Annotated in this window: 6 protein-coding genes; 1 reads left to right on the plus strand and 5 read right to left on the minus strand. The window is 67.7% G+C overall.

Features of this window, described 5'->3' with window-relative positions:
* Nucleotides 1-60: 60 nt before the first annotated feature.
* Nucleotides 61-987, minus strand: coding sequence for an amidohydrolase (locus tag LJE63_17715; GenBank protein MCG6908444.1), 927 nt, complete (start codon nt 985-987; stop codon nt 61-63).
* Nucleotides 988-1,301: 314 nt separating this feature from the next.
* Here LJE63_17715 and LJE63_17720 point away from each other — a divergent pair, with 314 nt between their 5' ends.
* Nucleotides 1,302-2,501 carry a phosphoglycerate kinase gene (locus LJE63_17720; protein MCG6908445.1) on the plus strand — a complete coding sequence of 400 codons (1,200 nt, stop codon included), beginning with the start codon at nt 1,302-1,304 and terminating at the stop codon, nt 2,499-2,501.
* A gap of 56 nt (nt 2,502-2,557) precedes the next feature.
* Here the strand turns inward: LJE63_17720 and LJE63_17725 are convergent, their stop codons facing one another.
* From LJE63_17725 to LJE63_17740, 4 genes are all read right to left on the minus strand, one after another.
* On the minus strand, nt 2,558-4,777 hold the full coding sequence (locus LJE63_17725) for a 6-phosphofructokinase (GenBank protein MCG6908446.1): 2,220 nt from the start codon (nt 4,775-4,777) through the stop codon (nt 2,558-2,560).
* Between the two features lie 40 nt (nt 4,778-4,817).
* On the minus strand, nt 4,818-8,558 hold the full coding sequence (locus tag LJE63_17730) for an SIS domain-containing protein (protein MCG6908447.1): 3,741 nt from the start codon (nt 8,556-8,558) through the stop codon (nt 4,818-4,820).
* A 204-nt stretch (nt 8,559-8,762) separates the two neighbouring features.
* Nucleotides 8,763-10,418: a glucose-6-phosphate isomerase gene (gene pgi / locus LJE63_17735; protein MCG6908448.1), complete on the minus strand. Its 1,656-nt coding sequence runs from the start codon at nt 10,416-10,418 to the stop codon at nt 8,763-8,765.
* A gap of 116 nt (nt 10,419-10,534) precedes the next feature.
* Nucleotides 10,535-12,601, minus strand: coding sequence for an alpha amylase C-terminal domain-containing protein (locus LJE63_17740; protein ID MCG6908449.1), 2,067 nt, complete (start codon nt 12,599-12,601; stop codon nt 10,535-10,537).
* Nucleotides 12,602-12,747: the final 146 nt, after the last annotated feature.

Consider the following 12,747-nt stretch of genomic DNA (forward strand, 5'->3'; position numbering starts at 1 on the left):
TCCGGCCCCGGACCCCCTTCCCCGCCCCGACCCCAACACGCCCGACAGGCCTGGTGCGGCTCAGGATTTCGGGCCGCCCGGGCCGCTGCGGTCCGCGCCGCCTGCGCCGATCCCCAGAAACTCCCGGGCATTGCCCGCCAGAACCGCCTCCAGGTGTTCCTCTTTCAGCCCGGCCCCCCGCAGCCACTTCAGCTCCCGGTCCCAGGCGTAGGGAAGGCTGGGAAAATCGGAGCCGTACATCACCCGGTCGGGACGCAGGTCAGCCAGCGGAACCCGGTTTTCAAAGGGCAGGTAGTCGGTCAGCGCCATGGCGGTGTCCAGCCAGAGCGTGTCGTGGCGTTCCAGCAGCCGCTGGTATGCGCGGAACTCGTCGGCGCCCAAGTGAGGCACGCAGAGCGTTAGACCCGGGAAGTTTTCAAGCAGGCGCCCCACCTTGGCGGCGCTGCAGGTCCGGTGGGGGTCGCAGCGGTACGCCGGGCTCTTGGGTTCGCGGCCGGCATGAATCACCAGGGGCTTGCCTTCGTTGGCGCAGACCTGGCAGACCGCGTCCAGGGCGGCGCTCTGCATGTCGAAACACTGCACGTGGGCGTGGAGCTTGACACCCTTGAGCCCCAGGCCGAAAGCCTCTCGCAGGATGTCCGGGGCCTCCGGTTCACCGGGAAAGACCGTGGCCAGCGCCGTCACCCGGTCACCGAAGGGGCCGCAGTTTTGGGCCGCGTAGCGGTTCAAACCCCGGGCGATGCCCGGTTTGTGGGCGTAGAGGAGCGCCACCACGTGCGCGACGCCGCGGTCCAGCAGGAAGCTCAGGATCTCGCGGGTGCCGAGACGGTAGCGGATGGGCCAGGCGTGGGCGTCGAACCACTGCCAGATGGCGGTCCAGATAGTGTCCGGGAAAATGTGGACATGGGCGTCCACCACCGGCGGCAGCCCCGCCGGGACCCGCGGGCCTTCAGGATCGTTGAGCGCAGCAAGCGATGGTGTCAGCATGGCCCCTCCAGCATGGCCGGGGCCGCGGCGCCCGGAAAAGGACGAAAAAATCCATAGGTTCAACCGCCGGCTGCGGCAGATGGGTTACCCCTTTATCGCGCCCCGCGGGCGGCCTGTCAACCCGACCCGGACCAGGTCCGATCCTTCGCAGAACCGGCTCGCCCCGGAACCGGGGGCGTTGGCTTGACAACCCGGCCGGATTCGGGGATATCTGCGTTCATGGGGACAGCTTGGCCACACCCAACCACGGCGCGCCGACCCGCGGCCGCGGCATGCATCCCGCCCCCAGCGGGGGCTTCTTCAAGGAGGTTGAGATGGCAAAGATGACCGTCAACGATCTGAACGTCAAGGGCAAACGCGTCCTGATGCGGGTGGACTTCAACGTGCCCCTGCGGAACGGCAAGGTGGTCGACGACAAGCGCATACGGGCGGCGCTGCCGACCATCCGCAAGATCGTCCAGGAGGGCGGCCGGCTGGTGCTGATGTCGCACCTGGGGCGGCCCAAGGGGGAGCGCAACCCGGCCCTGTCGCTGGCGCCCTGCGCGCCGGTGCTGAGCGGACTGTTGGGCCGACCGGTCGCCTTCGTGGAGGACTGCGTCGGCGCGGCGGTGGAATCGGCCGTCGCGGCGCTGGCCGACGGCGACGTCCTGCTGCTTGAAAACCTGCGCTACCATGAGGCCGAAACCCGCAACAGCCTGGAGTTCGCCGCCCAACTGGCGCGCTTGGGCGACCTCTTCGTGAACGACGCCTTCGGCACGGCCCACCGGGCGCACGCCTCAACCGAGGGGGTGACCCACTACCTGGAGGTCTGCGCGGCCGGCCTGCTGATGGTCAAGGAGCTGGACTATTTGGGGCGGCTCCTGGAAAACCCGGCAAAGCCGTTTGTGGCAGTGCTGGGGGGCGCCAAAATTTCCGGCAAGATCGACGTCATCGCCAACCTCCTGCCGCGGGTGGACCGCATCCTGATCGGCGGCGGCATGGCCTTCACCTTCTACAAGGCCCAGGGGCTGGAGATCGGGGACTCGCTGCTGGAGGAGGACCGTCTGGAAATGGCCCGCGAACTGCTGGTATCCGCCGGTGAGAAGCTCCTTCTACCGCCGGACTGCGTGGTGGCGCAAACGGTGGATTTCAGTGCGCGCACGGTGGGGGAGCTGCGCACGGTGGATGCCGACGCCATTCCCGCCGGCTGGCAAGGGCTGGATATCGGCCCCAGAACCGTGTCGGCCTTCGAGGCGGTCCTGGCCCCGGCGCGCACGCTGGTCTGGAACGGTCCCATGGGGGTCTTTGAAATTCCCCAAACCGCGGCGGGGACCTTTGCCGTGGCCCGCCTGCTAGCCAAGGCCACCGCAGGAGGCGCCGTGACCGTCATCGGCGGCGGTGATTCGGCCGCCGCCGCGGCCAAGGCCGGGGTCGAAGACCAGATTTCGCACATCTCCACCGGCGGCGGGGCGTCGCTCGAGTTCCTGGAGGGCAAGGTCCTGCCCGGGGTGGCGGCCCTGACCGACAAGGCCTGAGAACGGTCCGAGCGATTCGAGCCCCCCTTTGGGCGCGCCGCCGGCCGCGGATTCCCTCAGCAATGGTCGGGGCCGGCCTGGGCGAGGGTTTCGGCCATGGCCGTCAGCTCCATGAACCATTGCTGGCGGGGACGGCCGTTTGCGACATCCATTTCGGCGACCGCCTCCTCCAGGGTCAGGCTGCTGACCCCCGGGCCCCGCAGGCCCAGCACGTGGATCTCGCTGTCGCCTTTTTCCAGCGCCGCCAGAAGGTCGAAAGCGGCGGCGGCACCCATGCGGCTGGCCAGAATGCGGTCGAAGGCGGTGGGAATCCCGCCCCGCTGGAGGTGCCCCAGAATCGCGGTGCGCACCTCGAACTGCCCGCAGCTCTCCTCCTCCAGCAGCCGCTGAATGAAGTCGGTGGTGTAGCTCGGGGAGCAGTTCTCGTTTCGCAGCAGGATCACCATGCGCTTGCCCTTGGCGAAATTGTGGCGCAGCATCGCCACATCCGCCACCAGGTCCGACAGGTGCACCCCGTTTTCGGGCAGGTAGGCCTTTTCGGCGCCGGCTGCCAGCGCCCCCATCAACGCCAGAAAGCCGCAGCGGCGCCCCATTACCTCCACGATGAAGGCCCGCTTGCTGGCCGCGGCGGTGTGCCGGATCTTGTCCACCGCCTCGACGATGTTGTTGAGACCGGTGTCCGCGCCGATGGCGAAGTCGGTGCCGGGAAGATTGTTGTCGATGGTGGCCGGCACCAGCACCATGGGGATGTTCAAAGAGGGGTAGTCCGCGCGGGCGGCCTGCAGCTGGAGGATCTTGAGGTAGACGTCCCAGCCACCGATGGCGATCAGCCCCTTGAGGCGCCGGCACTCCAGGTTCGCGGCGATCCGGGCGAGGCTCTTGGCGTCGAGTTCCAGGCTGGTGCGGGCGGTGCCGATCTCGGAGCTGGGGCGGTTCATCCAGGTGACCAGCGCGTTCCACTCCAGCAGCCGCAATTCATCCTTGATCAACCCCAGAAACCCGTGCTCGGCGCCGAGCACCGGCATCCCCTGGTTGAGCAGGCAGCGCGCGGCCACGCTCACCGTGGCGTTCATGCCGGGGGCATCCCCGCCGCCGGTCAGGATGGCCACTGCGCCGTCCTGGCGGCGCTCCCGGGCCGGCCGGATGCGGGTCAGGGTTTTCACCAGGGTCAAGGCCCGCCGGAAGCTCTCCCCGCGCAACTCCTGGGCGCGGGCGTAGTTGCCGTGGTCGATCTCCTCCTTGACCGCGCGGCTCTTTTCCAACACCTCGGTCAGCGCCGTGGCCTGCACCTGATTCTTGACCAGTCCCAGCATGCAGGGCTCGGGGGCGGCATCCGATGCCAGCAGCCGGTCCACGGCCGCACTGCCCAACCGCGTGGCCAGGATGCGGTCGAATGCCGTTGGCGCGCCGCCGCGCTGGATGTGCCCCAGGACCGTCAGGCGGACGTCGATCCCCAGCCGCTGACCCAGGAGGTTCTTGACCTCGCCGGCATGGATCTGGAGCCCGTCCGCATGCCGGGCGCCTTCGGCGACGATCACCATCTGGTGGGGCCGGCCGGTTTCCCGGGCCTGGGAGATGGCCTCGACCATCTTGCGATGCCAGCGCGGGCCGAGTTCCTCTTCGGGCACCAGCACCCACGAGGCCCCGCCGCCCAGGGTCGCCATCAGGGCCAGGTAGCCGCAGTGACGCCCCATGGTTTCCACCACGAAGGTCCGCTGGTGGGAGGCGGCGGTGGAGCCCAGGTTGTCCATCGCCCAAAGGATGTGGTTGAGGGCCGTGTCGGCGCCGATGGACATGTCGGTGCCGAAGAGGTCGTTGTCGATGGAGCCCGGCAGGCCGATCACCCGCAGGGCCGGCGCGGCCTCGGCCGCGGGGGCGAGCTGCGGGTCAGCGGCGCACAGCTCGTCCAGGTGCGCCGGCCACTCGTCAGCCAGTACGGCGGCACCGGTCAGCGACCCGTCGCCGCCGATCACCACCAGGGCCGTCACCCCCAGCTGCAGCAGGTTGCGCACCGCCGCCTGCCGGCCGTCACGCCCCCGGAAGCGCTCGGAGCGGGCCGTCCCCAGGAAGGTGCCCCCTTCGGGCAGCACCCCGCCCACGTCGTGCCAGGCCATCTGACGGATGGCCTCCCCGCCGCTCACCAGGCCTTCGTAGCCGTTGGTGATCCCGTAAACGATCAGCCCGCGATCCAGCCCCCGCCGCACCACCGCGCGGATGGCGGCGTTCATGCCGGGCGCATCACCGCCGCTTGTCATGACGGCCAGTATCTTGGCCATGTGTCCCCCTCCCTGCCGGACCGAAAAGCGTTCGCCCGGCCTACTTCAGCTGCGACACGATGTACTCGCCGATCTTTTCCGCCGAGTTGCCGAAGAGGTCCTCGGTGGCCACCAATTCGAGATAGCGGTCCTCCCAGGCGATGCTGTTTTCCTGGACGATGTTCTTAATGTGGTCGTACTTCCCGCCCAGGGCCCGGATCTTGTCGGTCAGCGGAATCTCCTGGCGGAAGCCGATGTTGAGCAGCAGCAGGTTCTCGATCAGGTTGGGGGTGGCCGGGGCGGTGGAGATCACCGGGATGATGATGATGCTGCGGCCGTCCTTGCGCCCCTTGCCAATGTAGACGTTGCCCTGCGCCACGATGATCCGCTTGGTGCCCTTGAGGTGGCGGTCGGTTTCGACCCGTGAGGGAATTGGCTCCAGGATCCCGGCCTTGACCAGGATTTCGATGGTGCTCTCGTCGGTGGGCTCTCCCAGGAGGTTGAGGCCGCCGATGCGGTAGAGAATCGCCCCCTTGATTTCGTCCACCACGGCCTGCAGGTTGCGCAGCACGATGATGTTGCGGTTGGAGACCTGGTCAACGCCGATCCCGTAGTGCGCCAAGGTGTCGAAGAGGATGCCCTCGGTTTTCTCGCCGATGCGGCTGGTGCCCACGGTCACCGTTTTGGCCTGGTGTTTGATGGCGTCCACCGGCCGGGCCATGGCGTTGATGGCGTCCCCCAGGCAGGTGAAGAAGCGGTCGAGCATGTTGCGCGCCGTGCCCTTGATGCCAAAGTCGAGCTCGAAGTCGGCGACCGGCAGCCGCCCGGCCAAGTACTTGAACAGCAGGGTCAGGTCGGCGGCGAGATCCAAAGGCAGGGCGGTGACCAGCCGCTGCTGGTCGCGCAGCCCCTTGAAGGCCACGTAGTGCTGCTGGATCCGCTCGCGAAAGGCCTTTTCCAGGATGACCTCGTAGACGTCCAGGCCGTCTTGGGCGAAATTGTTCAGCAGCCGCTGGATGTCCTCGCGCGCCTCGAAGAAGAAGCGCGACCCCTCGTTGATGGCCAGCGCCGCGCAGTAGCCCCAGATGTGCCCGGCCATGACGTTGAGGATCGGCGCCAGGTGCGGGCTGACCGCCGGCACGTGGAAGACGTCGACGGCGTAGGGGTCGAAGCCGTGCTGGCCCTCGTCGGCGATCACGATCGGGGTGGCCTTGTGGGCCTTGAAAATGGCCGTGTCCTTGATGATGTCCCCCAAAACGGTGGGGCTCACCCCGGCGGCGCTGACGATGATCAGCGGCTCGGAGGAGAGGTCGATGTGTTTTTTGTCTTCGATGCAGTCCGAGGAGATGGTCTTGTAACAGAGTTCGCTCAGCTTGATGCGGATCTCGTCGGCGGCGGTCTTGTTGGGCCCGCTGCCCACCGCCGCCCAGTAGGTCCGGGTGACGGCATGCCGCCGGGCCGAGGCCTCGATCAGCGGCTGCAGGGCGAGCACTTGGCGCATCTGATCGGGCAGCCGCAGCCACTGGCGGATCTCGTCGCTGACGAAGGCCTCGGAGCGGTGCCCCTGGATCCTGGCGATGAAAAGCCCGAGCACCGCCCCGGCCACCACCTGGGAGTAGAAGGCCTTGGTGGAGGCCACCGACATCTCGATGTCGCGCCCGCTGCTGGGGTAGATCACCCCTTCCACCTTGAAGGTCAGGTCGGAGTCGCGGCGATTGACGATGCCCAGGGTGCGGGCGCCGCGCTCCTTGACCATGTCCACGGCCCGGTTGGTGTCGGTGGTGGTGCCGCTCTGGCTGATGGCCACCACCAGGGTGTCGCCCATGGCACCTTTCGGACCGGCCGCCTGCAGTTTGAAGCCGCTCAGCTCCGAGGCGCGCATCCCGGCGATTTGCAGCGGGCTGCCGTCCAGGTAGTAGTTGAGGATGTCCGCGCAGGCCAGGGCGGCCACCCCGGCGGTGCCCTGCCCCACGAAATAGATCTTGCGGATCTCGCCGGCGGTGAAGGCCGCGCGCAGCCGGGCGGGAAAGGTCTTCTCGTCCAGGGTCACGGCCAGCATCTCGCCGCCGTCGCTACGGGCCACCTGCCAGCGGTTGCGCAGGGTCTTGGCGGCCAGCTCGGGGGACTCCGAGATCTCCTTGAGGAAATAGTGCGCGAACCCCTGGCGGTCGATGTCGCGCGAGGTGATCTCGGTCTGCCGGACGTCCCTCTCCCCCAGTTCGATCGGGGTGCCGTCGTAGTACATCGCCCGGATGCCCGCCAGCCCCCCGGCCGAGGCCTGGTCCAGGACGAACACCTGGCCCTGGGTCTTGCCGGCGGCACCCTGGACCACCTTCTCGCCGTCGATTTTGACGAATCGCCGGGTCTCCTCGACAAAACCGTAGACCTCGGAGGTGGGCATGTAGTGGGTGTCGGCCAGCCCGATGAAAACCGCCTGCCCGCTGCCGCGCTGGGCCAGAAAGAGCTTGCCCGGGGCGAGGTCGGTGTGCATCGAAATGGCGTGGGAGCCCTCGAAGTCGCTGACGGCCTTGCGGAAGGCGGTTTCCACGTCAAACCCCTGCTGGATGTAGCCTTCCACGTGCAGCGGGATGATCTTGGTGTCGGTGGTGACGTCGGCGTGGATCCGGTGCCCGTTTTGCTCGTAGCGGGCCCGCAGCGCCAGGTAGTTGTCGATGTCGCCGTTTAGGCAGGCGTGAATGATGCCCCGGCGGCCGGGGCAGGCCGCGTTGGGGTCGTTGTCCACCGGGTGGCAGTTGGGCTCGCTGATGGCCCCAATGGAGGCCCAGCGGGTGTGGGCCGAGACGGTGTGGTAGCTGTTGGGAAAACCGGCCAGCAGCTGCAGGATGGCGTCGCCCTCGATCTGCCGGCGCAGAAAGCGGATGTTGTCCCCCAGGCTGCCGATCTCGGCGGCCACCTTGTAAACCAGGCTCAGGCAGACCCGGCCGCCGTCGCCCTCGGCGATGCCGATGCTGCGGTTGACCAGGACATCCCCCGAACGCCGGCGGGCCAGCTCTTCGGCAAGCCCCGGGGCGGAATTCAGCCGCGCGCTGAACTCCTCATAGTCGGCGCGCTCCAGCACAAAAAGGAGAGAAATCCCGGCCGAATCGCGCCCGCGCACCTCCAGGCGGTCGACGCTGTTCAAGACGGCGTTGATGTTCTTGAAGGCCGCCACCGTTTCGGCCGAGGGTCTGGCGGGGGCGTTTTGCAGCAGGGTCTGCACGCGGCGGACGTTATCGGCCACCTCGGTGCCCAGGCACCAGACCGCATCTTTGAGCCGTTCCAGCCGGGCGGCGGCCGCCTCGACGGTCGCGGCCGGCAGGCGCCCCACCTGTTCGGCGAATTGCCGCGACGCCCGTCCGGCCACCGCCGACAGCCGACCGGTGAGGCTGTCCAACTGCGCCAAGGCCGCCGGGTCGGCGAAAAGGGCGTAAAAGCGGGCGCCCTGCTTGAGGCCTTCGGCCGCCCGCCAGAGGGCGTCCACGGTCTGGCCGTCCCCGGGACCCGCGGGCGCCGGGTCGGTGAGCGGGCCGATCTGCCCGTCACCGGCCTTTTCGAGCGTCTCGGTGAACTGCGCCAGGAGGGCCAGGTCCAGATCTTCGGCCGGGGCCCGGGGCGGGCGTTTGAGGGCCACGATGCCCGCCAGGCCGCATCCCAGCACGCAAGTCTGGACAGGGAAAACAACCAGGGCGCCGGCCGGCACCCGTTTAAGCGGGCGCCCCCAGTAAACCCCGGCCGGCAGCAGGCGAAGCACCCATCGGCCGATAAGCAAAAGCGTTTTGAAGACGGAAACGGTTGGGGTCATGGTACATTCCTGTTTTGGGGATGGCGGTCCGGGAGCCGGGGGTCGGCGCCGATCATCTTTCTCTCGGCGCCCCGTCGCCTTTTCTTGAGCCTGAGCGCTTCAGAGGCCGGTTGCGGTCGGCGGTTTTCAAGCGATCGCCGACGCCGCCGCGGGCGTAAACCGCCACCCAGGCCCTTATGGGGGCTGCGCAAGCCCGTCTGCGGGTCAGGCCGTCTGGGAGGCGCGGTGCTGTTTGATATGATTGATCAGGCCGTTGGTGGAGGCGTCGTGCCCCTGGACCGGACCGGGGGCCCCCAGTTCGGCGTGGATGGTTTTGGCCAGTTGTTTTCCCAGTTCGACCCCCCACTGGTCGAAAGAATTGATCCCCCAGACGACGCCCTGAACGAAGACCTTGTGCTCGTAGAGGGCGATCAGGGCCCCCAGGGTGCGCGGGGTGACCTTGGGCAGCAGCAGGGTGTTGGAGGGCCGATTGCCGGGAAACACCTTGTGGGGCAACAGCGCTTCCAACTCCTCGCCCGAGAGCCCCTGGGCGGCCAGCTCGGCCCGCGCCTCGGCGGCGGTCTTGCCGCGCATCAGGGCCTCGGTCTGGGCCAGGCAGTTGGCCAGCAGCAGGCTGTGGTGATCGCCCACGGGGTTGTGGCTCTCCACCGGGACGATGAAATCCGCCGGGATGGACTGGGTGCCCTGGTGCAGCAGCTGGAAAAAGGCGTGCTGACCGTTGGTGCCCGGTTCCCCCCAGACCACCGGGCCGGTGGCCCAGCCCACGGGCTGGCCTTCGGCGGTAACCGATTTGCCGTTACTCTCCATTTCAAGCTGCTGCAGGTAGGCCGGCAGCCGGTGCAGGTATTGATCGTAGGGCGCCACGACCTGGCTTGTGGCTCCCAGAAAGTTGACGTACCAGACCCCCAGCAGCCCGAGAATCACCGGCATGTTGGCGGCCCAGGGCGCCTCCCGGAAATGGCGGTCCATGGCGTGAGCCCCGGCCAGCAATTCCTCGAAGCGCTCCATGCCCACGGCCACGGCGATGGGCAGGCCGATGGCCGACCACAGCGAGTAGCGCCCCCCCACCCAGTCCCAGAACTCGAACATGTTGGCCGTGTCGATGCCGAAGGCGGCCACCTTGGGGCCGTTGGTGGAGACGGCCACGAAGTGCCGCGCGATGGCGGCCTCGTCTGCCACCAGCTCCAGAAACCAGCGGCGCGCGGTGGTGGCGTTGGCGAGGGTCTCCTGGGTGGTGAAGCTCTTGGAGGCGACGATGAAGAGGGTGGTTTCGGGCCGCAGGCACCGGAGGGTCTCGGCGATGTGGGTGCCGTCGACGTTGGAGACGAAATGCAGCCGCAGCTCCGGATGGCGGTAGGGCGCCAGCGCCTCGCAGACCATCAGGGGCCCCAGGTCGGAGCCGCCGATGCCGATATTGACCACGTCGGTGATGCAGGCCCCGCTGTAGCCCTTCCAGGCGCCGCTGCGGACCGCCGCGCTGAAGGTCCGCATCCGTTCCAGCACCGCGCGCACCGCGGGCATCACATCCGTGCCGTCCACCGTTACGGGTGCGCCGGAGCGGTTGCGCAGCGCGGTATGCAGCACGGCGCGGTCCTCGGTGCGGTTGATGTGACGGCCGTCGAACATCTCGCCGATCTTGCGCTCCAAACCGACGCTGCGCGCCAGCTCCAGCAGCAGGTCGATGGTTTCTGCGCTGATGCGGTTTTTGGAGTAATCCAGCAGAATGTCGCAGGCCGCAATCGAAAAGGCCTCGAAGCGGCCGGCGTCGGCTTCGAACAGCGCGCGCATCGGGGTGGCCGCCATCCGGTCGCGATGGCGCTCAAGCGCCTGCCAAGCCGGGGATTGGGTCAGGGAAGTCATGGCAATGGCATCATTCTCTAAAGGTTCTGGGAAAACTCAAATCGCCGCAGAGCGGCGACCGGGGGACTATAGAAAATCGCCGCCGGCCTGTCAAACAGAGGATGCCGCCGCCGGGGTCAGTTCAGGATTTCCAGCACCAGGGCGGTGCGCGCGGGCAGGTAGAGGCTCAGCCGGTCGCAGGCGTCGGCCTCGCCGCCGCTACGCAGGGTGAAATGCTCCTGATCGGGGACCAGGCGGCCGTGGCCGCCGTATTCCGGCCGGTCGCTGTCCAGTACCATGCGGTAACCGCCCTGGGGGGCGGCAAAACAATAATCGCTGTAAGAGTTGACCGGGTGAAAATTGAGGACGAAGAGCAGCCCGGCTCGCCGGAAGGCCAACAGTTTGTCGTCCTCGTGGATATAGACCAGGGCCAGACGCGGCGACAGCAGCAGGCGGAAGTGGCGCGCCAGCCCGATCATGTCCTTGTCGAAGCGGTCCAGCAGACGGTACTTGAGGTCCGGGGCGTCCACCAGCCCCCACTGCCGCCGCGCATAGCGGTAGGACCAGCCGTTGCCCTCGCGCGGGAAATCGATCCACTCGGGGTGGCCGAACTCGTTGCCCATGAAGTTGAGGTAGCCGTTGCCGGCGGTGGCCAGGGTCACCAGGCGGATCAGCTTGTGCAGCGCGATGCCGCGTTCCACCTGCCAGTTGTCGTCGTCCACATGCATGTGGTGGTACATCTCGGCCCCCATCAGGCGGAAGATCAGGGTCTGATCCCCCACCAGGGCCTGGTCGTGGGACTCGGCGTAGCTGATGGTTTTCTCATCCGAACGGCGGTTGGTGAGTTCATGCCAGAGGGAGCCGAGCTGCCAGTCCTCGTCACGGCTTTCCTTGATCAGCCGGATCCAGTGGTCCGGCACCCCCATGGCGAAGCGGTAGTCGAAGCCCACCCCGCCGTCGTCGGCGGCCACGGCCAGCCCGGGCATGCCGCTGACGTCCTCGGCGATGGTGATGGCGTCCGGCCGCACGTCGTGAACGACCTTGTTGGCCAGAGCGAGATAGGCCAGGGCGTCTTCATCCACGCTGGCGTCGAAATAGTCGTCGTAGGAGGTGAAGGCCTGGCCCAGCCCGTGGTGGTGGTAGAGCATGCTGGTGATGCCGTCGAAGCGGAAGCCGTCCACGCGGTACTCGTCCAGCCAGTAGCGGCAGTTGGAGAGGAGGAAGTGCAGCACCTGGGGCTTGCCGTAGTCGAAGCAGCGCGAGTCCCAGGCCACGTGAAAGCCGCGCGGGCCGTCGTGAAAATACTGGTTGAGGGTGCCGTCGAAGAGGCTAAGGCCCTCCACCTGGTTGGAGACCGCGTGGGAGTGCACCAGGTCGATGAGCACCCGCAAGCCGTGGCCGTGGGCGGCGTCGATCAGGGCCTTGAACTCCTCGGGGGTGCCGAAGCGCGAAGAGGCCGCGAAAAAGCTGGCCACGTGATAGCCGAAGGAGCCGTAGTAGGGGTGGTGCTGGATGGCCATCAGCTGCAAGGTGTCGTAGCCGGCGGCGACGATCCGGGGCAAGGTCTTGGCGGTGAATTCGCGGTAGGTGCCGATCCCCTCGGCTTCCTGGGCCATGCCCACATGGGCCTCATAGATCAGGGGCGCCGCCGGCCGCGGCGGCGGCTCGGCCTGCCAGCGGTAGGGCGCCGGCGGTTGCCAGACCTGGGCGTTGAAAATCAGGCTCTCGGGGTCCTGAACCACCCGCCGGGCATAGGCCGGTATGCGGTCTCCCTGCCCGCCGGGCCAGTGGATGCTCAGCCGGAAAAGGGTGCCGTGGCCCAGAGCTTCGGCCGGCAGGCGCAGCTCCCAGACCCCCTCCGCATCCAGGCGGGCCAGGGCATGGGCGGGCGTTTCGCGCCAACCGTTCATCTCCCCCACCATGTAAAGCGCGCTGGCGTTGGGGGCCCACTCCCGAAAGACCCAGCTGCCATCCCGGAAGTGCAGGCCGAAAAATTCGTGGCCGGCGGCAAAGTCGCGGAGCATCATCTTACCGCCGGTCAGCCGTCTTTCGGTTTGCGCAACCCGCTCCAGCCGCCGCTGGATCACCGCCGCATGCGGCGCCAGCAGGGGGTCGCTTTGGACCAGGCGATCGGTCAGGGCCACGGGTGAGGATAGCGCCGGGGATGATCTGTCGGGGATCGGGGGGTGTTTGCGGGAATTCATCGGTTCTTGAGCCTTTCAGGCCGGCGGGGGGCCGCCCGCGAAACAGAATCAGCGGTGCGCCGGGGGCCCGAACCAGGCCTTGCGGATGATTCCAGGGGCGATTGCCTTCTATTTCTAGAGTACTTGGCCCCGCCTGTCAACAGCTG

It is taken from the genome of Desulfobacteraceae bacterium, from assembly GCA_022340425.1.
Taxonomy (GTDB): domain Bacteria; phylum Desulfobacterota; class Desulfobacteria; order Desulfobacterales; family JAABRJ01; genus JAABRJ01.